This is a genomic window from Actinomycetota bacterium (assembly GCA_016700055.1).
GTDB lineage: Bacteria > Actinomycetota > Acidimicrobiia > Acidimicrobiales > Ilumatobacteraceae > Kalu-18.
The window spans coordinates 1,875,755-1,899,127 of record CP064997.1; the positions used below are offsets into that span (position 1 = coordinate 1,875,755).

Annotated in this window: 23 protein-coding genes and 1 tRNA gene; 12 read left to right on the forward strand and 12 right to left on the reverse strand. The window is 69.3% G+C overall.

The features are described 5' to 3' along the window. The first annotated feature begins 40 nt into the window (after positions 1 to 40). Positions 41 to 469: a cyclic nucleotide-binding domain-containing protein gene (locus IPM43_09170; GenBank protein ID QQS23623.1), complete on the forward strand. Its 429-nt coding sequence runs from the start codon at positions 41 to 43 to the stop codon at positions 467 to 469. Here IPM43_09170 and IPM43_09175 read toward each other — a convergent pair. Further along, positions 466 to 1,731, reverse strand: a complete 1,266-nt coding sequence (locus IPM43_09175) for a DUF222 domain-containing protein (GenBank protein ID QQS23624.1) — start codon at positions 1,729 to 1,731, stop codon at positions 466 to 468. The genes IPM43_09170 and IPM43_09175 overlap by 4 nt on opposite strands. 113 nt (positions 1,732 to 1,844) lie before the next feature. Between IPM43_09175 and IPM43_09180 the strand changes: the two genes are divergently transcribed. Continuing rightward, positions 1,845 to 2,723, forward strand: coding sequence for an alpha/beta fold hydrolase (locus IPM43_09180; GenBank protein QQS26408.1), 879 nt, complete (start codon positions 1,845 to 1,847; stop codon positions 2,721 to 2,723). A gap of 6 nt (positions 2,724 to 2,729) precedes the next feature. Here IPM43_09180 and IPM43_09185 read toward each other — a convergent pair whose 3' ends face one another. Further along, complete coding sequence (locus IPM43_09185) at positions 2,730 to 3,503, reverse strand: potassium channel family protein (protein QQS23625.1); 774 nt, start codon at positions 3,501 to 3,503, stop codon at positions 2,730 to 2,732. 208 nt (positions 3,504 to 3,711) lie between these two features. On the opposite strand from IPM43_09185, the gene IPM43_09190 reads away from it, so the two are divergent. After that, positions 3,712 to 3,787, forward strand: a tRNA-Thr gene (locus IPM43_09190). A 35-nt stretch (positions 3,788 to 3,822) separates the two neighbouring features. On the opposite strand, the gene IPM43_09195 is transcribed toward IPM43_09190, so the two are convergent. The 4 genes from IPM43_09195 to udk form a co-directional block, all read right to left on the reverse strand. Then, positions 3,823 to 4,977: an HIRAN domain-containing protein gene (locus tag IPM43_09195; protein ID QQS23626.1), complete on the reverse strand. Its 1,155-nt coding sequence runs from the start codon at positions 4,975 to 4,977 to the stop codon at positions 3,823 to 3,825. A gap of 147 nt (positions 4,978 to 5,124) precedes the next feature. Next, a complete protein-coding gene (locus IPM43_09200) occupies positions 5,125 to 5,985 on the reverse strand; it encodes a YceI family protein (protein ID QQS23627.1) in 861 nt (286 codons plus the stop codon). Between the two features lie 117 nt (positions 5,986 to 6,102). Further along, positions 6,103 to 6,603, reverse strand: coding sequence for a hypothetical protein (locus IPM43_09205; protein ID QQS23628.1), 501 nt, complete (start codon positions 6,601 to 6,603; stop codon positions 6,103 to 6,105). 43 nt (positions 6,604 to 6,646) lie between these two features. Then, a complete protein-coding gene (gene udk, locus IPM43_09210) occupies positions 6,647 to 7,285 on the reverse strand; it encodes a uridine kinase (GenBank protein QQS23629.1) in 639 nt (212 codons plus the stop codon). Positions 7,286 to 7,372: 87 nt separating this feature from the next. Here udk and IPM43_09215 point away from each other — a divergent pair, with 87 nt between their 5' ends. Further along, a complete protein-coding gene (locus IPM43_09215; GenBank protein ID QQS23630.1) occupies positions 7,373 to 7,639 on the forward strand; it encodes a DUF3263 domain-containing protein in 267 nt (88 codons plus the stop codon). After that, positions 7,636 to 8,256, forward strand: a complete 621-nt coding sequence (locus IPM43_09220) for a LytR C-terminal domain-containing protein (GenBank protein QQS23631.1) — start codon at positions 7,636 to 7,638, stop codon at positions 8,254 to 8,256. The genes IPM43_09215 and IPM43_09220 overlap by 4 nt, the downstream gene beginning before the upstream one ends. A 44-nt stretch (positions 8,257 to 8,300) precedes the next feature. Here the strand turns inward: IPM43_09220 and IPM43_09225 are convergent, their stop codons facing one another. Then, positions 8,301 to 9,293, reverse strand: a complete 993-nt coding sequence (locus IPM43_09225; protein QQS23632.1) for a glycerate kinase — start codon at positions 9,291 to 9,293, stop codon at positions 8,301 to 8,303. Between the two features lie 20 nt (positions 9,294 to 9,313). Between IPM43_09225 and IPM43_09230 the strand changes: the two genes are divergently transcribed. Then, complete coding sequence (locus IPM43_09230; protein ID QQS23633.1) at positions 9,314 to 10,753, forward strand: amidase; 1,440 nt, start codon at positions 9,314 to 9,316, stop codon at positions 10,751 to 10,753. Between the two features lie 52 nt (positions 10,754 to 10,805). Beyond that, positions 10,806 to 11,081: a MoaD/ThiS family protein gene (locus tag IPM43_09235; GenBank protein QQS23634.1), complete on the forward strand. Its 276-nt coding sequence runs from the start codon at positions 10,806 to 10,808 to the stop codon at positions 11,079 to 11,081. A gap of 90 nt (positions 11,082 to 11,171) precedes the next feature. Here the strand turns inward: IPM43_09235 and IPM43_09240 are convergent, their stop codons facing one another. Then, the gene (locus IPM43_09240; protein QQS23635.1) at positions 11,172 to 12,617 is read right to left on the reverse strand and encodes an FAD-dependent oxidoreductase; all 1,446 of its coding nucleotides are present in this window, start codon (positions 12,615 to 12,617) and stop codon (positions 11,172 to 11,174) included. Positions 12,618 to 12,758: 141 nt separating this feature from the next. Here IPM43_09240 and groL point away from each other — a divergent pair, with 141 nt between their 5' ends. Further along, positions 12,759 to 14,378: a chaperonin GroEL gene (gene groL / locus IPM43_09245; GenBank protein QQS23636.1), complete on the forward strand. Its 1,620-nt coding sequence runs from the start codon at positions 12,759 to 12,761 to the stop codon at positions 14,376 to 14,378. A 69-nt stretch (positions 14,379 to 14,447) separates the two neighbouring features. On the opposite strand, the gene IPM43_09250 is transcribed toward groL, so the two are convergent. Both IPM43_09250 and IPM43_09255 read right to left on the reverse strand, forming a co-directional pair. Continuing rightward, positions 14,448 to 15,764 carry a hypothetical protein gene (locus IPM43_09250; protein ID QQS23637.1) on the reverse strand — a complete coding sequence of 439 codons (1,317 nt, stop codon included), beginning with the start codon at positions 15,762 to 15,764 and terminating at the stop codon, positions 14,448 to 14,450. A gap of 33 nt (positions 15,765 to 15,797) precedes the next feature. Further along, a complete protein-coding gene (locus tag IPM43_09255) occupies positions 15,798 to 16,616 on the reverse strand; it encodes an aquaporin (GenBank protein QQS23638.1) in 819 nt (272 codons plus the stop codon). Positions 16,617 to 16,651: 35 nt separating this feature from the next. Between IPM43_09255 and IPM43_09260 the strand changes: the two genes are divergently transcribed. Genes IPM43_09260 through IPM43_09270 form a run of 3 tightly spaced genes read left to right on the forward strand, consistent with a single transcriptional unit; the run spans position 16,652 to position 19,108 of the window. Continuing rightward, positions 16,652 to 17,521: a hypothetical protein gene (locus IPM43_09260; GenBank protein ID QQS23639.1), complete on the forward strand. Its 870-nt coding sequence runs from the start codon at positions 16,652 to 16,654 to the stop codon at positions 17,519 to 17,521. 12 nt (positions 17,522 to 17,533) lie between these two features. Beyond that, positions 17,534 to 18,388 carry a formate dehydrogenase accessory sulfurtransferase FdhD gene (gene fdhD / locus IPM43_09265; protein ID QQS23640.1) on the forward strand — a complete coding sequence of 285 codons (855 nt, stop codon included), beginning with the start codon at positions 17,534 to 17,536 and terminating at the stop codon, positions 18,386 to 18,388. A gap of 9 nt (positions 18,389 to 18,397) precedes the next feature. Continuing rightward, a complete protein-coding gene (locus tag IPM43_09270) occupies positions 18,398 to 19,108 on the forward strand; it encodes a chlorite dismutase family protein (protein ID QQS23641.1) in 711 nt (236 codons plus the stop codon). 7 nt (positions 19,109 to 19,115) lie between these two features. Here IPM43_09270 and IPM43_09275 read toward each other — a convergent pair whose 3' ends face one another. Beyond that, positions 19,116 to 20,450, reverse strand: a complete 1,335-nt coding sequence (locus tag IPM43_09275; GenBank protein QQS23642.1) for an ABC transporter substrate-binding protein — start codon at positions 20,448 to 20,450, stop codon at positions 19,116 to 19,118. Positions 20,451 to 20,546: 96 nt separating this feature from the next. Between IPM43_09275 and IPM43_09280 the strand changes: the two genes are divergently transcribed. Then, positions 20,547 to 21,284, forward strand: a complete 738-nt coding sequence (locus tag IPM43_09280; GenBank protein QQS23643.1) for an alanyl-tRNA editing protein — start codon at positions 20,547 to 20,549, stop codon at positions 21,282 to 21,284. On the opposite strand, the gene IPM43_09285 is transcribed toward IPM43_09280, so the two are convergent. Next, positions 21,262 to 23,343, reverse strand: coding sequence for an EAL domain-containing protein (locus IPM43_09285; GenBank protein ID QQS23644.1), 2,082 nt, complete (start codon positions 23,341 to 23,343; stop codon positions 21,262 to 21,264). The two genes, IPM43_09280 and IPM43_09285, sit on opposite strands and share 23 nt — an antisense overlap. Positions 23,344 to 23,373: the final 30 nt, after the last annotated feature.

Here is a 23,373-nt window from a genome sequence, read left to right on the forward strand (position 1 = left end):
CGATTCCCGCCACGGCAGCGACGTTTTCGAGGAGGACCGTGTGGCGCGTGATCGGTACGTAGAGCATCTGAAGGATGTCCCCCTCCTCGCTGGCTGCACCCGCAAGCAGCTTCAGCACGTGGCGTCGATCACCACCGAGCTGACCGTCCCGTCAGGGACGACGCTGATGACCGAGGGCTCGATGGCCCACGAGTTCATCATGGTCGTGAGGGGCAACGCCGCAGTTCGCCGGAATGGGCGCAAGGTGGCCGACGTCGGCCCGGGCGATGTCCTCGGCGAGCTCGCGTTGATCCTGCATCGCCCACGGAACGCGACTGTGGTGGCGACGACCGACATGGACGTGCTCGTCGTCGACAGTCGATCGTTCGCCCCGCTCCTCGACGAGGTTCCCGGCCTCGCCCGCCAGATGCTGCGCACCGTGGCCGAGCGCCTTTCCGACAACTCGAAGACGACTGCCCTGCTTCACTAGCCGGCCGCTTCGCCGTCTGGTGGGTCCTCGTCGTTCGGGTCCGCGTCGCCTTGTTCGCGGCGGAGTTGCCATATCAGCCGGGCGCGCCGGCATTCGAGGTAGTCGATCGGTCTTGTGGGGTAGGGGTTGACGCAGTTGTGGTCGCTGACGTCGCGGTGGCGGTTGTGGTAGCTGCACAGCAGTCGTCCGTTGAACTGGCTGGTGGGGCCGCCGTCGCGGTAGGGCACGATGTGGTCGACGTCGCAGCGGTCGACCGTTACGTCGCAGCCCGAGCTGTGTTGGCAGCGGCGGTCACGCACCTCGATCGCGCGGCGCAGCACCCCGGTGAAGCGGCGCTTCTTGCTGATCGAGAGCACGGTGGACGGTCCGTCGAACAGCACCGATTCGAACAACGCGTCGTTCAACAGCCCGGCTGCTTGGCCGGGGGTGATCACGGTGCCGTTGGACAGCTCGCACATGTGGCGCAGCGAGTCCTCGCCGACGAGCACGGTCACCAGTGGCCGCTGCCGGCCGGTCTTGGACGCGGCTGAGCGCTTGGCCATCTCCACCAAGGCCGCGGCCCGCCGCTGGGTGGGGGTGCGCACCGTCAACGAAGCCTTGTCGGCCAGCAGTAGCTGGCGTTCCAGGCGTTGCAGCTCGTTGGTGAACACCGCGCCCGACATCGCGTCGAGCTGGCCGTTGATCACCACCGTGCCGTTGATCGTCGTCGACGCGTGCAGCGAGTTGGCGCTGTGCTGGCGATCGGCTTCTTCTTCCGCGGCGGCCGCGTCGGCGCGTTGGCGCCAGTAGAGGACGAGCCGCTCGGCGTCGTGGTACCGCAATCGGGCGCATTGGTCGACGAGCCACTGCTCGCTCTGCGCGAACGCCGCCTCGCACGGTTCCTTGCGTGCCTTGGAGAACAAGTAGACGTGGTCCAACGACAGCCGACCGGCTTCGATCGCGTCTGCGGTATAGGGCATCACCGCCAGATCACGCGCCCGGGCGAGCTCCACCCTGGCCGAACGCGTCGACGTGTTCGTCTCCCGAGCCAGGCGGTGAGCCGGGCTGCGTGAACCGTCGTCGGTCCACACGCCACGGGCGTCCCAGCGGCGTAGCAGGGCGGCCCTTGCCACACCGATGCGCGCACACTGACGCTGCATGGCAACCACCAATTCGTGCAGCTCGACGTCGCTGAGGGCGTCTGGGTCCACGGTCGCCATCGCGTCGATACCGGCGGTGAAGGCTTGGAACTCGGGTCTCAGGACCTCGGTGGCGTGTCCCATGAAGACATGTTAGCGAACTGGTGTTCGCCTGACAACCTGTGATGTCATGACCAGAGCCTCTTTCCGTCCAGCTGCGTAAGTGACATCGTGAACTTGTGAAACCCGGGTTCGAGCTGCGTCACGTCCCCATCCATCGCCACGAGGTGGGATACCGCCGCGCCGGCGAGGGCGAGGCTGTAGTGCTCATCCACGGGCTGGCCGGCGACTCGCGCACCTGGCAGGCGGTCATGCCGGAGCTGTCGAAGTCGTACGACGTGATCGCTCCCGATCTGCTCGGTCACGGCGAGTCGGCCAAGCCGATGGGCGACTACTCCCTCGGAGCTCATGCCAGCGGGCTGCGTGACCTGCTCTCCGTGCTCGAGGTGCCGTCGGCGACCATCATCGGCCAGTCGTTCGGTGGCGGGGTGGCGATGCAGCTCGCGTACCAGCACCCCGAGCTGTGCAACCGGCTCGTTCTCGTGGGCAGCGGTGGCCTCGGCCGTGAGGTCAGCTGGATGCTGCGCTTGCTCACGCTGCCCTTCGCCGAGCAGTTGATGCCCGTGCTGTTCTCGAAGCAACTGGCCGACAAGGGCAGCGACGCCAGTCGATACCTGAAGCGAAAGGGCCTGGTGAAGCCCCGCCTCGGCGAGATGTGGCGTGCTTACAGCTCCTTGGCCGGTTCCGAGAACCGCAAGGCCTTTGTACGCACCATCAGGACGGTCATCGACCCCGGTGGCCAGACCGTTTGCGCCCTCGATCGGCTGTACCTCGCCGCCCACCTGCCCACCCTCATCGTGTGGGGTGAGCGTGACGACATCATCCCGGTCGCCCATGCGCGCATCGCCCACGAAGCCATCCCGGGCAGCCGGCTGGTGATCCTCCCCGACGCCGGCCACTTCCCCCACATCGAAGCCCCGGAGGAGTTCTTGGACGTGCTCCTCGACTTCCTCCGCACCACCAAGTCGGGCGCCGACGGCCACTCGCTGCACGACGTGCTCCGCGCCGGTCGCTAGCGGCGATCACGACGTCGTGTCGAAGTCCTCAGTCGGTGTGTCGACGACTTGGGGCGGGCCGGAATCGGTCATGCGGTCGCCGCGTACGAGCCATTCGGCGACCTTGGCCGTGACGACGGCGAACGTCGAGATCCCGACCACCATGGTGAAGCCGCCGATGATCCGACCCGCAGCGCTCACCGGGTACACGTCGCCGTAGCCAACGGTCGTGATCGTCGCTGTTGACCACCACAATGCGTCGAAGAACGAGTGGACTCGGCCACCGTCGCCCACGTCTTCGGCCAGCGTGAAAGCGGCTGCCGAGGTGAGCCAGGTCATCCCCGCTGCGCCGAGCGCGATGTTGCCGGCGCTGCGTCGGAAGTACGCACGGCTCTCGGCAGCGGCGGCCCCGCCGATCGCCACCAGCCGGGCGAGGGCGGCCGCAGCCCGCACGCCCCGAACTCCGCGCAGGGCGCGCAGCAGGCCGAGTGGACCGAGGTACGGCAGGATGGCGATTGCCTGGGTGGCAACGATGAGCAACGAGGGCCACTCGTGCCGAAAGTAGGAACGACGGTTCGAGGCGAGAGCTAGCTCCACGAAGTAGTCGATGGCGAACGCCACCAGCACCAGAAGGTTGACGGCATCGATGAAATGCCGGTCCGGGGTGGGCAACTCCTCGCGCTTGATCTCGACCAACAGGATCGGCAGCGTGCCGATCGCCAACACGAGCAAGAAACCGTCGGTCCGCTCTCGCCAGCGCGTGAGACTAGGTGTCAGGTAGTTGCGATCCCGCCCGGCCACGGTGAGGACGCTATGGCCAGGGCGGTAATCGCCGGGGGATGGTCGTCGGGCCGAAGCACTACGGGCGCCGTCGCCAAAGGCGCAACGTCGTTGCAGGTCCCTTGGCGCGAAACGCGCCCAACAGGCTGGAGGAGTTGAGGTGTCACCGCTGGTGACGAGCAACTAGAATTAGGCGATCTACCAGGGCTGATATCGTGTGAGGTCAAGCGCCGGGTTAGCTCAGTTGGCAGAGCACTTGACTTGTAATCATGTGGTCGTGGGTTCGATTCCCACACCCGGCTCCACACCAAACCCGGCTCCCAACCGCGGCCCCGAACGATCACCCTCTTGGGGGCCGCTCGGCACGTTGCAGCATCACCGTCAATCCCGGCTTGTCGGGTCGATCCGGATGTACGCGGACCTCGATCGCAGCCGCGGTCAGAGTGTCGCCACGATCCAGCATCGGAGCGAGGATGCTGGCCAACTCGGCGGGCACGAAACCGACGTGGCCAGCCGCGCCAGGCACGTGGACTTCGATGGCATTCTCGTCGTAGCGGTTCCCTGGGTCGCGTCGGAGAACGCAGGAGAGCCGTTCGCCGCCTTGCATGGACACCAAGACGTCCGCGAGGCGGTACAAGTTCTCGGGATAGCCCTCGCGAAAAGACTCCCCTGCACAGTCGAAGTCCAGGCCTGTCGCGAGAGCCTCCCGAATCGCGTCAGGCGTCAGGTCCGCGGAGAACCGGTCGGCGTGGGTGATCGTGCTGTGGGAGCCAAACCGGCCGCCGTCCTCGACCCGCTTGGCATCATCAGCCTCCGAAGGTACGCAGGCACTGCACCACCAGGGCGAGCGGTCGTCGGCCAGGGTGTCGTCAGCGTGGACTCGTCCGACCCACGGCTTCGTCCGATAGATGACCTCGCCGTCTCGCGGGGTGATCTGTTGGCCGCACTTCGTGATCCATGAACCGTCAGAGTCCGATTCCAGCTTGTGGGCAACCCGGGTGCTGAACTCGTACACGAACTCCGCCGTCCTATCGATCTTCAGCCCTCCAATGCTGTTCGTGCCGCGCCACATCGGCACTGCGTTGAGGGCTATTCCCACCTTGCCACCGCTCTCGCCTGATCCGCCTACGACCCAGGCCTTGGCCGTCAGTGGTCGGCCCTCGGCTGCTGCGCTATCGGCGAACGGCATGTAGCGGGCAGTCATGGCCGTGGTCAGAAACCCGACTGTGCTCCCGCCGACGCGCACTTCCAGGATCGGGCCGCCCGGCTTCTTCGACCAAGGGTTGCCGTCGTCGTTCACAACGAGGGTAGAGAGCACCTCGATCTCGCGCTCGTTGCCTCCCAGTGCTGCTCTCAGAGCGTCTTGGTATTGCTCCTCGTTCGAGACGCTGACGCTTCCCCCTTCGGCGAGCTGGGCACCCGTCGCGATGCTGGCGGATCGGTGCTGCTGGTCGCCCGCGCCCTTGTCTCGGCGGAACGGGTCACGCAGGGCCATGTCTCGACGGTAGCTCGACGGCAAATGGAGGGACCTGCTGCGTCGGGAGGCGAATCTGCCGCCACACCCGCGTTCTCGGTCGGATCAGTCGCGCTATGTGTCACAAATCCGACCGAGAACGCGGGGGCGGCGGCGCGGAAGCCGGCGTCAGGCGGGGGAGAAGAAGAGCTGCAGTTCGACGATGCCGTGGTCGTCCGCGGAGAGGACCACCGGCGCCGAGGGCACTTCGACCCCGTAGTCCGCGAAGACGATCTCGAGCTGGCCGACGACGACGATCGTGCCGTCGATGAACTGCGCCTGGAGGGGCAGCGTCACCGGCTGCGAGACCCCCTTGATGGTGAGCTCGCCCGTCGCGTCGACGCTCAGCTGCTCACCGCTCGTAGCTCCGTCACCGAGCTCGATCGGCGCGGTCAGCGTGAACGTGGCCGTCGGGAACTGGTCGGTGCCGAGGGCCTCCTGTACCCGGCGGTCACGGCGACTCTCGTCGGTGACGAGCCCTGTCATGTCGGCCTCGATCGTCACCTCGGTCACGGTGGTGCCTTCGACCACGAGTGTGCCGCTCACGCCGGGTGTGCGCCCGACGGCGGTGTTAGAGCCGATGCCCTGCAGCTCCTCTTCCACCCGGAAGCCGACGAACGAGCCGGTGGTGTCTTCGAAGCTGAACTCGCCGATCGAGGTGTCGACCGCCCACGTGCCTTCGACCTCCGACCCGCTCGGGGCGGCCGTATCGGGTGCCGACGTGGTCGCCTCGGTATCAGCGGTCGTGTCGATGGTCGTGTCGAGGGTCGTGTCGATGGTCGTGTCGTCGGAACCGGCGACCGTCGTCGAGGGATCGGTGAGCTGCGACACGGCGTCGCCGAGCTCCACGTCGTCGGGGGCATCGTCCTTGAAGAACCACCACAGGAAGATCCCAGCGGCGACGGCGATCAAGAGCACGACGGCGAGGATCGTCCAGCGCAGCCGATGGCGGGAGGGGGCCTGTCGCGGTGTCGGCGAAACGGTGCTCACGTGAGCCTCCAGGGGTGGGCGGGCATGCCGGGGCGGGGTCGGAGCCGAGTGTGACGAGCGAAGGTAAGAGCCCGCTGTGAACTTTCGCAGTGGTTGGCGGGGGTCGACGGGTGGGCGTCAGCGGGCGTCGCGCTTGGCCTGCTTCCGAGCCCCCTTGGCGCGGGTGGAGGCGACGGCCTTTCGCTCGGCCGGACGTGCGGCGCGGCTCTTGGTCGACGGAGTCGACGCGGGTTCCGCCGCCGCTCCACGGCGTGCGCTAACGGCTGCAGGCGTGGTGCCACGGGCCTCGGCGAGGCGTTCGGCCTTGAGCTCGGCGGCGCTGTGGCGCGCCGCCTTGGCCAGGGCGTAGCTGACGCGGGCGAGGGCGTCCTCGAAGATCTCTGCCTTCGACGCACTGCGGCGTGTGCCGAGCCCGGCCGAACCGCGCGCCCGCTTGGCCTCCACCTGCTCGGCCACCTCGCGGCGGTGCAGGCCGACGCTCTTGTCACGCGCGCGCCGTACCCGTATGAGCAGGTCGGCGAGTGCGTCCTCGTCGAGCTCGCGCAAGCGCGGTGGGCGTGTCTCGGCCACGAGGGCCTGTTCCTTCTGGGTCAGTGAGTGCACCGTTGCCTTCGCCATGGGCTCGCACGCTACCCAGCGCGCATGCGCGACGTGGCAGGCGTCACGGACCCGCCCGGAGCAGCTCACGCACCCGGGCGAGCAGCACCTCGAGCGCGGGCTCGTTGCGACCTCCCTCGGGGAAGATCACGTCGGCGAAGCGCTTGCTCGGCTCGATGAACTGGATGTGGCTCGGTCGCACCGTCTCCATGTACTGGTCGAGAACGCTCTCGACGGTGCGGCCCCGTTCGGCGACATCGCGGCGCAGCCTCCGGATGAGGCGCAGGTCCGAGTCGGCGTCGACGAACACCTTCAGATCGAAGCGCTCACGCAGCTCGGGCTCGTTCAGCACGAGGATTCCCTCGATCACGACGATCCGGGTCCCGCCGATCACCTCGGACTCACCCGTGCGGCAGTAGTTCGCGTAGTCGTAGACGGGAACGTGCACCTCGCCGCCCGCCTGCAGCACCTTCACGTGCTCGTTCAACAAGGCCCAGTCGAAGGCGTCGGGGTGGTCGTAGTTCGCGAGGACCCGCGACGCCATCGGCTCGCCGGGTTCGTCCCGGTAGTAGGAGTCGAGCTTGACGAGCGCCACCTGTTGGCGCCCGACCACGCCGGTCAGCCGCTCGGCGACCGTGGTCTTGCCCGAACACGTGCCACCGGCGACGCCGATCAGGAACGGGCGGGTCGGCGCGACGCTCACGGGCACAGGACACTATTCGTGCCTCACCGGCCACTGCACCCCGAGGGTGCTTGTGCCTGGCGATGCGACCAGGCAGGCTGTACGCCGATGGCCCTGACCGAACGCGAGATGGCGCTGCTCGACTTCGAGCGCACATGGTGGAACCACGACGGTCCGAAGGAGTCGATGGTCCGTGAGCGCTTCGGCTGCTCGGGTGAGGAGTACTACGCCGAGTTGAACCGCTTGCTCGACCAGCCCGACTCGATCGAGTACGACCCGCTCGGCGTCCGGCGCTTGCGCCGCGCCCGTGACCGCCGACGTCGGCTGCGCCTCGACGGTTCGGCCGATCCCGCGAGCGGAGGTCTCCACGCATGAGCAACGATCAGCCAGCCGCCCGCGGCCGCCGTCCGGGGGGGATGAGCGTCTCGGCCACGCTCAGCATCATCGTCGCCGCGATAGCGGTGCTGCTCGGGTTCCTCGTGCTGCGCGACATCAACCGCGAGAGCGGTGATTCGAGCGGTCCGGACACGACCGATGCCCCCGACTCCACGACGGCGAGCACTACCGCTCAGTCCACCTCGTCGTCGTCTTCGGTGCCGATGGCGGCATTCAAACTGATGGTCGCCAACGCTTCCGGTGTCGGGGGCAGTGCCCGCCAGATGTCGACTGCGCTGCAGAGCCGTGGGTTCGTGGTGGTCGATCCGACCGACGCCGCCGATTCCTACGGAGTCATCGCCGCGTCGGTGGTGTACACGCTTGCGGGCTACGAGGCCCAGGGCGAAGCCGTTGCGACCGTGCTCGGTGGGGTCGAGGTGCTCGCGATGCCGTCGTCGCCTCCGATCCAGACCGAGCTCGGAGAAGCCACGGTGCTCGTGATGCTCGGCTCCGACCTCGCCGGCAAGCCCCTGCCCACCCCGGCCACCGATACCGGCACCACCGATACCGGCACCACCGATACCGGTACCGCCGACAGCACCGCGACGACGGGCTGACGCTCACCGGGTCGAAGTGCCCGGGCTTTCTTCGCGGCGGAGCTTCATTCACGGAGCAGCTTCAGCGCGGCCTGTTCGATGCACCACAGCGGCTCACGGGTCGCGCGGTCGATGCCGTACAGCTCCACCAGCGACACCGTGCGGGTGAAGGCACGACTGCCCGCCAGGTCACTGTCCACCTCGCCGGCGATCGCCGCGGCGGCCACACCGTGGTGCACCGCCAGGTCGAGCACGCCGCCGACCACCTTGCCCTCGAAGCTCTGCGCGTCGATGTGGCCTTCGCCGGTGATCACGAGGTCGGCCGCAGCCACCCGCTCGAAGAGGCCCACCTCTTCGGCGACGAGGTCGAAGCCCGGGACCAGCTCGGCTCCGAGCGCGGCGAGCCCACCTGCCAGACCACCGGCGGCGCCGGCGCCGGGGAGCTCGCTGACATCGACGCCGTAGGTCTCGCGGTACATCTGGACAAGGCGTTCCAGCCGATTGGTCAGCATGCGGACCTGCGCCGGGCCGGCGCCCTTCTGGGGAGCGAAGACGAGGGCGGCATCGGTGAACCGGGTGCGGACGTCGCATGCCACGACCAGCTCCACCGCGCGCAGGCGGGCAGGGGCGTGAATCGCGCGCACGGCTCCGAGCCCGCCATCGGTGGTCGCCGAGCCACCCAGGCAGACGATGATCCGCTCCGCCCCAAGGTCAAGCGCCCGGTCGATCAGCTCACCCGTGCCGGTCGTGCTCGCGGCCACCGCGTCGTTCCCTCCGACGCCGCCGACCAGCGCGAGGCCAGACGCCCGGGCCATCTCGATCACCGCGGTGCCACGATGGAACCTCCACGGCGCATCGACGGGATCGCCGAGGGGTCCGGTGACGATGCTCGACCGGTTGGGCCCCCCGAGCACGTCGAGCGTGCCCTCGCCGCCGTCGGCGACGGGCGCCTCGTCGCAGTCGTGGCCGAGCTCCCAGCATGCATGGCCGACCGCTCGCGCGACCTCCGCGGCCGTGGCCGTGCCACGGAACTTGTCGACGGCGGCCAGTACTCGCACGCGACGTAGTGTGCCCGCTCATGGGGACAGCAGAGGACGTGGTCAGGCTCGACGCGACGGCTCAGGCTGAGCTCGTACGCCGCGGCGAGGTGTCGGCGGTCGACTTGGTCGAGGCGGCGATCGCCGCGGCGGGCAAGGTCGACGGGTTGGTCAACTCGATCATCTCGCCGCGCTTCGAGGCGGCGCTCGACGAGGCGCGCAGGTCGGACTTCGGCGACGGCCCCTTCGCCGGTGTGCCGATGGTGGTGAAGGACCTCTCCTGCCCGATGGCGGGCGAGCCGTACCATGCCGGCACGAGGGCATTGCGCGCCGCGGGTTACGTCGCCCCGCGCGACGCGGCGCTGTACCGCAGGTTCCGCGCCGCCGGCTTCGTGGCCATCGGGCGCACGAACACCCCGGAGTGGGGCAGCACGATCACGACGGAGCCGATCTCGTACGGGCCTACGCGCAACCCGTGGAACCTCGATCACTCCACCGGCGGGTCGTCGGGAGGCTCGGCGGCCGCCGTCGCCGCCCGCATCGTGCCCGTCGGCCACGGGGGAGACGGTGGTGGCTCCATCCGGATCCCCGCCAGCGCCTGCGGGCTCGTCGGGTTGAAGCCGTCGCGGGCCAGGGTGAGCCTCGCCCCCGACGCCGGGGAGACCTGGGCGGGCTGCACCATCGACGGCGCGCTGACGCGCAGCGTGCGCGACGCCGCCGGTGTCCTCGACGCCGTGGCCGGTTACGAGTACGGCGATCCCTACGTGGCCCCGCCGTTCGCGAAGCCGCTCACCGCGGTCGTCGGCGACGACCCTGGCCGGCTGCGCGTCGGCGTGCTCGACCACCCGCTGTGGGACGACGCTCCGGCCGACCCGGAGTGCGCAGCTGCGGTCGCGTCGGCAGCCGCGCTGTTGGCCGAGCTCGGCCACCACGTCGAGCCGGCGTGGCCCGCGGCTCTCGCCGAAGATATGCGCGGCCCGTTCACAACGGTCGTCGCCGCGTGGACGGCGCACGACCTGGCCGAGATCGAGAAGCTCCTCGGCCGGGAGATGACCGATGCCGACATGGAGCACGACAACCTCGTGCTCGGCCAGATCGGCCGCTCGGTCTCCGCGGCCGACTACCTGCTCACCGTCGACCAGCTGCACGCGTGGAGCCGCAAAGTGGTGGCGTGGTGGTTCGGCGACGACTGCTACGACCTGCTGCTGACGCCGACGATCGCCAAGCCCCCCGCGCCGATCGGCTACCTGTCCGGCCCCGGCGGCGGTGATCGCCTGCGCGAGTACATGCACTACACCGCGCAGTTCAACATCACCGGCCAGCCGGCGATCAGCCTGCCGCTGCACTGGAGCGCGGCGGGCCTGCCGATCGGGGTGCAGCTCGTCGGTGCGCCGTATCGCGAGGACGTGCTGGTGGCGATCGCGGCACAGCTCGAAGCGGCCCGTCCCTGGGAGTCCCGGGTACCGCCCGTCGCCGGCTGATCACCTGCCGGCGGTTGGGAGAATCCCGAGCACATCGGTAGGGTTTTCACCCATGCCTGTGACCGTTCGCATCCCCACCACGCTGCGCCCTTTGTCGGGTGGCGAGTCGACCGTCCAGGTGGAGGGTGCCACCCTCGTCGAGGTGCTGCGCAACCTCGAGGCGGCCCATCCCGGCTTCGCCGACCGCCTGATCGACGACGAAGGCGCGCTGCGCCGGTTCGTGAACGTGTTCGTCGCCGACGACGACGTCCGCTACCTCCAGGGTCTCGACACGCCCGTGCCCGACGGCGAGACGGTCAGCATCATCCCCGCCGTCGCCGGAGGCTGATCTTCCCCCTCGCGTTCTCGGTCGGATGAGTCGCGCTATGTGTCACAAATCCGACCGAGAACGCGAGGAGGGGCGGGGTCTTGGCTTCGCTCAGACGGTGGTGAGGGACGCCAGGAACTCGGCGCGGGTCGACGGGCCGAGCGGGTCCGGCGGTGGGCGGCGGTCGCGGTCTTGCCACACGGCGAGCACCCTCGCCCCCACCTCGGGATCGTTCGCCATCGCGTCGGGTGGGCTCAACAGGTTGAGGTTCCGCACGAACGCGCGCAGTACGACGGCGTCGGTGCGCAATGCCGGCAGCAGCCCGTCGCGGAACACGGCGCGCATCGTCGTGCGCGGGTCGGAGCTGTCGGCGTCGGGATCCTCGCCGGCGAGCAGCGCGGCTGCCACCCGGCGCGCCTCGGCGTCTTGCTGCACGCCGGCGCGGTACCAGGGCAGGATCTCGGAGCGCATCGCCGCGTCGTAGTCGAGGACGATCGAGGACTCGTCGCCACCTCGAGTGACGACGTCGGCGAGCAGGTGTGCAGCCCAGTACGCGATGGCGCAGCCGCGCCCGTACAGCGGGTTCGTGCAGATGGCCGCGTCGCCGAGGGGCACCACGCCGAGGGCGAGCGGCTTCCCGTCGACCACGGCCTCACGCAGTCGGTTCAAGAGCCCGGCCATAACGTGGACGCCGTCGGTGATCGGCTCGGCGCGCCCGTCCAGCCAGGGCGCGGTCGCGACGAGGGACCGCGCCGCGTCGTCGAACGTGCGGGCGTCGGCCAGGCGGCGGCGGAGCTCGTCGTCGTCGGTCGGGGTGGCGAGCGTCACCGAGAAGGTGCGGTTGTCGCCGACGAACACGCCGTACTTCACGTAGCCGAGATCGCCGCCGATCGTGCCCGCCCGCGGTGGGTACTCGGTCCCTTCACGAAGGCGGTAGAAGCGCGAGAGGTAGACGATGCCGGTGTCCTCGGTCTCCTCGGGCATCTCGCCGGCGCCGATGTCGCGCAGCCACTCGGGCAGCGCGGAGCGGCGCCCGGCAGCGACCACGACTAGATCGGCGGGCAGCTCGCTGCCGTCTTCGAGGCGCACGCCGGTGACGCGCGGTGGCGAGCCGGGTTCGGCGATGAGCCCGGTGACTGCGGCGCCGACGCGCAGCTCGACGTTGCCCTCGCGCAGCGCGATGTCGCGCAACACCCATTCGAACGTCGTTCGCCGGCACGCGAGCATCACCAGCTCTTCGTCGCCGGGCTCCGGGGCGAAACCGGTCAAGGTGTCGGGCAGGTCCTGACCGAAGCGCAGCTCGGTCGCGCCGGCCTGCAACAAGGCCTCCAGCACGTCGGGCTCGTGCTCACGCAGCAGGCTGTGGAGGCGGCCGAGGAAGGCGTGGCTGTGACGCACCTGCGGAGCCCCGCGCCGGTCCCAGTCGAAGGCCTCGTCGGGGGTGGTCGGCATCGGTGTCGGGTCCCGCTCGACCACCGTCACCTGGTGGCCGAGGCGGCCCAGCTTCATCGCCGCGGCGAGCCCACCCACCCCACCGCCGACGACCACGATTCGCATGGCGGGGGACCCTACGGCAAGGGTCTTCCCGGCCCGGTACCGAGTGTTGTGCGTTTAGCACTCCTCGCTCTAGAGTGCTAGCACTCGAACCAGGTGAGTGCGAAAGCACCCCTTCGAACCGTCCAATGGAGGACCGAACCGATGCCGAAGATGATCGCCTTCGACGAGCAGGCCCGCAGGTCGCTCGAGGCGGGCATGAACAAGCTTGCCGACGCCGTGCGCGTCACACTCGGGCCGAAGGGCCGCAACGTCGTGCTGGAGAAGAAGTGGGGAGCGCCCACCATCACCAACGACGGTGTCTCGATCGCGAAGGAGATCGATCTCGAGGATCCCTACGAAAAGATCGGTGCTGAGCTCGTCAAGGAAGTCGCGAAGAAGACCGACGACGTGGCCGGTGACGGCACCACCACGGCCACCGTGCTGGCGTGGGCGATGGTCCGTGAGGGACTGCGCAACGTGGCTGCCGGCGCCAACCCGATGAGCCTGAAGAAGGGCATCGAGACTGCCGTTCAGGTCGCCGTCGACAGCATCAAGGAGCTGTCCGCCGAGGTCGACTCCAAGTCCCAGATCGCCCAGGTGGCCTCCATCTCGGCCGCCGACGAGGAGATCGGCAACATGATCTCCGAGGCCATCGACAAGGTCGGCAAGGACGGCGTGATCACCGTCGAGGAGAGCCAGACCTTCGGTATGGAGATGGATCTCGTCGAGGGCATGCGCTTCGACAAGGGCTACATCTCGCCGTACTTCGTGACCGATCCCGAGCGCATGGAGGCGGTCCTCGAAGACCCGTACATCCTGCTCGTCTCGTCGAAGATCTCGACCGTGCGCGACATGCTGCCGGTGCTCGAAAAGGTGATGCAGTCCGGCAAGCCGCTCGTGATCATCGCCGAAGACGTCGACGGCGAGGCCCTCGCCACGCTCGTCGTCAACAAGATCCGGGGCACGTTCAAGTCGACCGCGGTCAAGGCGCCCGGCTTCGGCGAGCGCCGCAAGGCGATGCTGCAGGACATGGCGATCCTCGCCGGTGGCCAGGTCATCTCCGAAGAGGTCGGCCTGAAGCTCGAGAACACCACGCTCGACCTGCTCGGCCGGGCGAAGAAGGTGATCATCACCAAGGACGAGACCACGATCGTCGAGGGCGCCGGATCCGAGGACGACATCAAGGGGCGCATCGCGCAGATCAAGACCGAGATCGACAACACCGACTCCGACTACGACCGCGAGAAGCTGCAAGAGCGCCTCGCCAAGCTGTCCGGCGGCGTCGCCGTGCTGAAGGTCGGCGCGGCCACCGAGGTGGAGCTGAAGGAGAAGAAGCACCGCATCGAAGACGCGGTGTCCACCACCAAGGCCGCCATCGAAGAGGGTGTCGTGCCCGGCGGTGGCGTGGCGTTGCTGCGCTCGCAGGCCAAGGTGCTCGCTGCCGCCGACTCGCTGAGCGGCGACGAGGCCACCGGCGCAAAGTTGGTGGCCAAGGCGCTCGAGGCCCCGCTCAAGCAGATCGCGGTCAACGCCGGCATGGAGGGCGGTGTCGTGGTGGAGCGCGTCCGCGGCCTGTCGGGCGCCGAAGGCCTGAACGCGGCCACGGGCGAGTACACCGACCTCGTCAAGCTCGGCGTCATCGACGCTGCCAAGGTCACCCGCTCGGCGCTGCAGAACGCGGCGTCGATCGCGGCCTTGTTCCTCACCACCGAGGCTGTCGTCGCCGACAAGCCCGAAGAGAAGTCTCCCGCCATGCCCGGTGGCGGCATGGAGGACTTCTAGTACCGACCTACCCGCCTCCTGCTGGCGTCAGCCGATGCCAGCAGGAGGCAGGCCCGGGGTTACCCGCGCTCAGTCGACGGTGGCGAAGCCGCGCCGCGCGAGCGGGGTCAGTGAGCCGTCGTTGCCGACGAGCACCGGCTCGAGTGCCTCGAATGACGCGCCGAACGGATTGACCACCGCCGAGCCGGACGCGAGCTGGATCGAGTCGATCGAGCCCGCGGTCGGCCCTCCGAGCGGGATCTCCGCGATGCGTGCACCCGCGGCCAGGTCGTACACGACCAGGTTCCTGCCTTCGACCCAGCCGATCAGCTCGCCGCCGGCGTTGACGCTGAAGCGGTGCGGGCACCCCGCGCAGTCGTCGTAGCTGTCTTGCAGCCCGAGCGTCGCCGGGTCGATGGCCGGGTTGCCGTCGAAGTCGACGAAGAGCGGCCCGCTCTGCACCTCGGCACTCCACTCGCCGACGATCAGACCGTCGGCAAGGTGCAGGCGCGACGTGCCCGACTCCCAGGCGCCGATCTCCATCACCGGTGTCGACGTACCGCCGGCGAGGTCGTACAGGTGGAGCTGCTCGGTCGCGTCGTCGGGAGTGGTGCCGGTCGCCGTGCTGATCAACGCCAACGGCCGCCCGGAGACGATCTCCACGTCGTGCAGCGTGTGCCAGGCATCGCTGGTGCCGGCAACGACGACGGCCTCGACCGAGCCGACGCGGCTGATCTCGGTGTCGGTCCCGTTGACCGCGCCGCGCCCGCTGCGCCGCTGCACCACGAAGCTGCCGTCACCGACGGCGAACGCGATCTCGTACTGGCCGCCGGCCACCGCCACGTCGCCGTCACCGCTGACGGCGTGCACTCCGTCGGCGGCGGCTTGGGTGAGCACGAGCCCGGGAGGCCACGCGGGCACGGGAGGCATCGTCGTCGCATCGGTCGGTGGCGGACCGCTGGTCGTCGTTTCCGGTGCGGCGGTCGACGTCGTGGTGGTGGCATCGGTGGCCGCGGTGGTGTCCTCGGGCGCTTCGCTCGGTTCCACGCCACCCGCGGTGGTGCTCGGGGCGAGGGTGGAGGCACCGGTCGTCGCGGTGGTGATCGCCGGCGAAGAGTCCTCGCTCAGCTCGTCGTCACCGTCGTCTCGCGCGGCGAGCGCGACGATCACCGCGGCGACCAGCACGGCGGCTCCAGCCGCGACGAGGGGGAGCAGCCACTTCGGCCGCGTCGGCCGTGACGGCGGTTCCGGTGGCAGCGGTCCCGAGGTGTCGATGGGCGGCGGCGGTGGCCCTTCGGGCGGCAGCGGACCGCCGGGCGGCAGCGGACCGCCGGGCAGGGGGCCGCCGGGCAGCGGACCGATTGGTTCCTCCGGCTTCGTCGCCGCCCACAGGTCGTCGTCGCTCATGTACGCGAGTGTGCGCGCGTCGCTTGCCGTCTGTCAGTGCATGCCGGGAGCATCGGGGCTGTCCGTGTGCTCCTCCACCTCGTCGACCACTTCGTCCACCACCTTGTCGGCCATGTCGCGGGCGGCCGCGAGGCCGGGCATGAACAGCTCGGTCTCCTCGAGGCGGGTCTCGGAGAGCATCAGCCACACGAAGACCCCGAGGATCGCTCCGACGAGTGGGAACAGGATGAACGCCCAGAGCTGCTCCAGCGCGTCGCTGTCGAGCGTGGCGTAGATCGCGGTGCCGAACGAACGGGCCGGGTTGACCGAGGTGTTCGTGACCGGGATCGAGATCATGTGGATGAGGGCGAGCGTGATCCCGAGCGTGAGCCCGCCGAAGTTCACCTTCAGCTCCTCGTTGGTGGTGGTCAGCACGACGACGACGAGCAGCGCCGTGAGCACCACCTCGATCACGATGGCCGAACCGAGGTTGTAGCCCCCGGGCGACAGGTTCGCCCACCCGTTGGCCGCGAAGCTGCCCCGTTCGAACCCCTCGACGCCGTTCGCGATGCCGAGGATGATCGCCCCGCCGAGCGCGGCGCCGACGATCTGTCCGATCCACGCCATGATCGCGTGGCCCATCGGGATCTTGCGCGCGAGGAGCATGGCAAGCGTGACGGCGGGGTTGATGTGACATCCCGAGATCGGTCCGACCACGTAGGCCATCACGAGCAGTGAGAAGCCGAATGCCAGCGAGACACCGAGGACGCCGATGCGGTCTCCGGCCAGGATCGCTGATCCCGGGCCTCCGATCAACAGGACGGCGGTGCCGACGAGCTCGGCCCCCAGCACCCGTGCGTCGTTGTTCTTCATGAGCGAACGGTAACCCGCCGCGCGAGTGTGAGGGCGTGATCTCACTCGTCACCGCCGCCGAGGCGCAGGGCCTCGACAGCGACATGCCGATACTGGTCGAGGCCCTCGCCGCCATCGGCGAGGCCCGCCGCGTGGACGTGTGGGACGACCCGTCGGTCGACTGGGCGTCATGTGACCTCGTCGTCGTGCGTTCTACGTGGGACTACTTCCGCGACCGGGATCGGTTCTTGCGCTGGGTCGACGACGTGGCATCGGTGACGCTGATCGCCAACCGGCCCGCGGTGCTGCGCTGGAACACCGACAAGCGCTACCTGGCCGAGCTCACCGCGGCCGGCTTCGATGTGGTGCCGACACGCTTCGTCGAGCCAGGCGTCGAGGTGGTGGCTGCCCTGCTCGGCTGCGGTCCCGTCGTCGTCAAGCCCGCCGTCAGCGCAGGGTCAAACGACACCGCCCGTTACGCCACCGGTGAGCACGATCTTGCGCTCGCCCACCTGCGTCGCCTGGTCGACTCGGGCCGGGTCGCCATGGTGCAGCCTTACCAGAGCTCGGTCGACGTGGCCGGCGAGACCGGGCTCGTCTACCTCGGCGGCTCGTTCAGCCATGCGTTCGCCAAGGCGCCGCTGCTCACCGATTCGTTGGACATGGCCGGCGGCCTGTTCGCGCGTGAGCAGATCGCCGCCCGGTCGGCATCCGCGGCCGAACGCGACCTGGCCGACCGGGCGATGGCCCTCGCATCGCAACGGTTCGGGCCGCTGCTATACGGCCGCGTCGACGTCGTGCCCGGCCCGAACGGTCCGCTGTTGCTGGAGCTCGAGCTCGCCGAGCCTTCGCTCTTCTTGCACACCGATCCCGGCGCGCCGGCGCGAGCTGCCGCAGCGCTGAGAGCGGCACGTCCCCGTCTGTAGCCTCGGGCGGGAATGGCCCGCCGGCGCACCGAGACCCTGCTCGTCACGAAGGTCGATACCGCCGGCGCACGCCGCGGACCCGACCAGCTGATCGTCGAAGAACCGATGTCGATCCAGCTCGACGGCACGCTCGTCACCACCACGATGCGCACCCCCGGCGACGACTTCGAGCTCGCCGCAGGCTTCTGCTTCACCGAGGGCCTGCTCGGAGGCGCCCGCGTCACCGGCGCTCGCTACTGCGCCACCGGCTCGGCCGTGGAGTCCCGGTTCAACGTCGTCACCGTGGAGACCGCCAACCTGGCGCCAGTACCCACCCCACGGTTGCGGGCCACGTCTTCGAGCTGCGGGGTGTGCGGCACCGAGAGCGTCGAGGCACTGCTCGCGTGGCTGGCACCGTTGCCGGCGGGCTCGCTCGCGTCCTTCGCTCTCGACGTGCTCGCGCAGGCCCCGCGACGCGTGTTGGACGGCCAGGTGCTCTTCGCCTCCACCGGCGCCGTCCACGCGGCGGCGGCGCTCACCACCGACGGCGAGGTGCTGGTGGTGCGCGAAGACGTCGGGCGCCACAACGCCGTCGACAAGGTGATCGGGCACCTGTTGCTGTCCGACCGCCTGCCGGCAAGGGACCTGGCCCTCTACGTGTCCGGCCGGGCCAGCTTCGAGATGGTGCAGAAGGCCTGGGCGGGGGGATTCGCGGCGCTGGTGTCGGTCAGCGCTCCCACCGCGCTCGCCGTGCACACCGCTCGCACCGCCGGGCTGCTCCTCGCCGGATTCGTGCGTGACGGCTCGCTCAACGTGTACGCCCCCGAGCGCCTCGAGGCCCCCGAGCGCCTCGAGGGCCTCGAGGGTGGGCACGAGCCCCGCCGGTAGCCTGGCGCGATGGCCGATCACTCCGACGCCCACGACCGCGCACCGGCCGATGGCGCGGTGGCCCCCAGTGTGGGCCTGGCCGTCGTTCACCTGTTCGTCAAGCCCACCGGGTCGTTCGACGCCGCCGCGCTGCAGGCAGCGGTGAAGGACGCGATCGAAGCCGGGACGCAGGTGGTGTGCGCCTCGATGCTCGGACACAAGGCCGATGCTGCGCTGATGGCGCTGGCTCCGGATTGGCGCGACTTGCGACGCTTCCAGTCCGCGGTGCAGGCTTGCGGCCTCGACGTGGTCGACAGCTACGTCTCGTTGACCGAGGTCAGCGAGTACGCGAAGGGCATGCCCGAGCAGATGCTGCAGGCCCGGCTGTATCCCCAGCTTCCCCCTGCGGGGAAGCCGGCGTTCTGCTTCTACCCGATGAGCAAGCGGCGCGAGGCCCACGCCAACTGGTTCACGTTGCCCTTCGACGAGCGCAACGAGCTGATGCACGAGCACGGTCGTTCTGGTCGGACGTTCGCCGGCAGGGTGCTGCAGGTGGTCACCGGATCCACCGGAATCGACGACTTCGAATGGGGCGTGACCCTCTTCGCGCAGCGTCCCGACGACCTGAAAGAGGTCGTGTACACGATGCGCTTCGACGAGGCCTCGGCGCGCTTCGCCGATTTCGGCACGTTCTACGTCGGTTCGGTCGTCACCGCCGACGAGCTTGCCGAGCTGCTCTAGCGCCGGTTCAAGGTGCGGGGATTCGGAAGCTGCTTCGCCTCGGCTCCCCGCCGGATATCGCAATCCGCACGAACCACGCCGCGCGCTGGTCGCCGCTGGCGTCGAGCTCTGCCAGCCCGGTCGAGCCGTTGAAGTCGAAGTTGCTCTCCTTGCCGATCTGGACCAGGCATTGGGCGAAGTCTGCGCACTCGGTGCCGCCCCGGCTGATCGATGCGAGTTGCGCGGCGATCTCGGCCGGATCGTCGGATCCGGCCTGAACTGCGCCGAGCGCGATCAGGTCGACGCAGTCCGTCGCGGCCGCAGCGAACGGCGGCACGTCGGGCTCGGGGATGCCGAAGCGCTCGCCGAGCCGCGCGCTGCCGTCGTAGGCGTTGACCGCGACCCTCATGAATTGCCCGCTGAGGTCGCCGTGGGTCTCCACAAGCGACGCCAGGTCGACGTTGACGAGCTGGTCGTTGACGACGACCTCGATCTGCGCCGGGGTCGAGAGCAAGGCGCTCAGCACCCGGCTTCCGCTATCGACATCACCGACCAGAGCGACCACCGGTTCGGGCGATCCTTGCTCCAACGCCTCGACCACCACCGGTTCGGCCATCAACGCCTCGACCTCGGCGGTGAAGTCCTCGTCGGCGGGGTCGTAGGCGAGCTCCGCGACGAGCGTCAGGCCGTTACCGGGTCGGGCGAGGTCTTCGCGCAGCGCCCGGGCGAAGCGTCGCCCGTACGCGTCGTCGGGGTAGACGAGCAGGACGAGCGGCTTCCCGGTTCCGGTCACGGCTGCAGCCATCGCCAGGGCCTGGAGGTTGTCGCTCGCCACCGTGCGCACGAACAGACCCTGGTCGGGGAGATCGGTGAGCGACGCCGCAGTGGCGGTGGGCGAGCAGGTGAGCACGCCGGCCGAGACGAGACCGGGCACCACGTTGAGCGCTACTCGTGACGACGCCGGGCCGATCACGGCGTCGACCCCATCGTCTTCGACGAGCGCGGTGGCCGCGGCGTCGGCAGCGGCGAGGTCTGGACCTTCGTCGCGCACCACGTACTGCACGTCACTGCCCAGTACACCACCTGCCGCGTTGACCTGGCCGACGGCCTTCTCGACCATGTCGACGAGCGGCGTACCGAGGGTGGCGCCGACGCCGGTGAGAGGTAGTAGCACGCCGATCCGCAACACGCCGTCGGACAGCCGCGGCTGAGTCGTGGTCGTGGACAGCGGCTCGGTCGATGTCGGTGCGGACTCGTCGTCGCCGCTGCATCCGGCGGCGGCGACGGAGAGTACGGCGGCAGCCGCGAGCGCCGCCTGGCGGGCACGGCGGGTCCAGAACCTCGGTAGAGCCTGCCCGCTCATCGCAGTGGACTCTAAGGCGGCGCGCGACGAAGTGCGGCGCGTCAGAGCAGACGGGTGTCGCGAGATATCGCACTTCGGCGGTAGCAGACTCCTCGGATGGACGCGACCGAGACCGAGCTGCTGTACCTCCGTGATGCCTATCTCCAGCGCTTCGACGCGATCGTGGTCGACCGCCGCGACGGCGCGCTGGCCCTCGACCGGACCGCCTTCTACCCGACGGGGGGAGGACAGCCCCACGACACCGGCATGCTCGCCGGCCACACGGTTGCTTCGGTGACCAAGGAGGGCGGTGTCGTCTGGCATGCCCTCGGCGTCGAAGCCGGAGCGGACCTGCCGGCGATCGGCGAGGCGGTCGTCGGGGAGCTCGACTGGGAGCGCCGCCACGCGCTGATGCGTACGCACTCCGCCCTGCACGTGCTGTGCGGGGTGATCTGGAACGAGTGGCACGTGCCGGTCACCGGCGGCAACATGGAGCCGCTCAGCGCGCGCATGGACTTCGAGTTCGACCCGCTCCCGGAAGGCTTCGCCGCGCGGGTGGAGACACTGGTCAACGCGGAGCTGGCGGCCGACCGGGCGATCGAAGTCGCGTTCCTTCCCCGCGCAAGCGCGCTCGACGACGAGGACCTCATCCGCACGAAGGTGAACATGATCCCCGAGTCGGTGCGTGAGATCCGCGTGGTCGACATCGTCGGCCTCGACAAGCAGGCCGACGGCGGGACCCACGTGCGTTCCACCGCGGAGGTGGGCCGGATCCGCGTCGTCAAGACGGAGTCGAAGGGCAAGGGCAACAAGCGGATCCGCTTGGAGGTGGTCAACGCCGAAGCGATTCGATGACGTCCTCTCGCGGGGTCGCTTGCCCGAACAAGAAGCCCTGCAGGAAGTCACAGCCGAGGCCTTCCAGCAGGTTCGCCTGGGTCTCCGTCTCGACGCCTTCCGCGACCACCAACATCCCGAGCACCTGACCGAGCACGACCATCGAGCGGACGATGCCGGTATCGGCCGAACTGGTGGCGAGCTCGGTGACGAAGGAGCGGTCGATCTTCAACACGTTCGCCGGCAATCGGCGGAGGTGGATCAACGACGCGTAGCCGGTACCGAAGTCGTCGACGGCGATCTGCACGCCGGACGCTTCGAGCGCACGTACTGCGACCTCGGTCGACGCCACGATTGCGTCACCGCCCTGGTCCAGCGCCGCGGACTCCGTGATCTCGACCCACATCCGCTCCGCGGGGACGCCCGCCTCTTGGAGCTTCCGCGCGATCCACTCGGGAAGGTGGGGGTCGTGCAGCTGACCCGACGACAGGTTCGAGCTGACGAACAACTGCGGCATGGAGTCGTTCGTCGCCCGCAGCAGGTCGATCGCGTCGGCAAGGACGAGCTCGCCGAGCGCGGTGGCGAGCCCCGCGTCCTCGGCGACCGCCACGAAGCCGTGCGGAGGGATCAGGCCGCGGTCGGGATGTCGCCAGCGTACGAGCGCCTCGAAGCCGGCGAGGGCGCGGGTGGAGGCCCTGATCACCGGCTGATAGTGCACGACCAGCTCCCGGCGCTCGATGGCACGGGGCAGCTCGTCGGCGATCCACCGTCTCGCGGCGGGCAGCAGCTCGGGGGCGCGCCCACCTCGGCGGGCGGACTTGACGACGTTCATCGACGCGTCGGCATCCGCGAGCACCTGTTCTGCAGTTCGGCCGCGGGTAAGCGCGAAGCCGACCGAGATCCGTACGGGGACGTTCGATCGCCCGAGTTGCGCAGGTCCGCTCACCATGCGCTCCACGCGGGCGGCCAGGGAGGCGACGGCTCCGTAGGAGCCGACCCCGCTCAGCGCGACGACGAACTCGTCGGCGCCAAAGCGCGCCACCAGAGCGTCCTGGGGGACGGCGCGCCTGATGCGCGCGGCGACCTCGACGAGCAGCGCGTCACCGGTCTCGTGGCCGTACAGCTCGTTCACGGGGCGGAAGCGGTCGAGGTCGCAGAACAGCACCGCCGACTCGTCGGCCACCGTCGGGTCGGCGAGCATCTGCTCCAGCCGCCTGGCCAAGGCCTCGCGGTTGGCGAGTCCGGTCAGCGTGTCGCGGTTGGCGAGGTCTTCCAGCGTGCGGCGAACCTCGACGAGCTGGGTGACGTCGTGGCCGGAGAGGATCACCCCGCGGACGACGGGGTCGTCGAGCAGGTTCACGGAATGGAACTCGACGTGCACGAGGTGGCCATCGGGCCCTGGGAACGCGGTCTCGATCACCGCCCGCGGGGCGAGCAGCGCCCGGGCGAGATCGAGCCCGAACGTGGGCGAGGCCGAGTCGTCGGCGAGTTCGGTCAACAGCCGTCCGCCGACCAGCTCGGGGTCGAGGCCGAGCAAGCGGGTGATCGCGCCGTTCGCGGTGATCACGTGCCCGGTGCCGTCCACCAAGATGGTGAGTGCGGCCGAGTAGTGCACCATCGCCCGGAACCGGGCGTCGTCGTCGCCGGAGAGCTCCAGCGAGCGGCGGTCGGTGACGTCACGGGCGACGATCGTGATGCGGCCTCCCGGCGCCGGCGCGCCACGGAGCTCGTAGTGATGCCACCCGCCTTGCGCGTCGGCGACGCGCACGTCGATCAGCAGACCGGTGTCGGCGCGTTGCGTCATGGACTCGAGCGACACCAGCACGAGAGGTACGTCGTCGGGGTGCACGAGGTCGAGCGCGCTGCGACCGAGCCACTCCGCCCGGCTCCATCCGGTGCGTTGCTCCGCGCGCTCGTTGGCCCACGCGATGGTGCCGTCGGGATCGACGACGAGGACGAGGTCGCTCAGCTGCTCGAGCACGCCGAGCATCTCGGCATCGTTCAGAGGTTGGGGCGCGCGGGCAGAGCCATGCCGCGCCGCGTCGGGCGTGGCGGCGCCCAGGATGCCTTCTCCCACCATGCAAGGTGAACTTTACGTCACTCTCTGTGG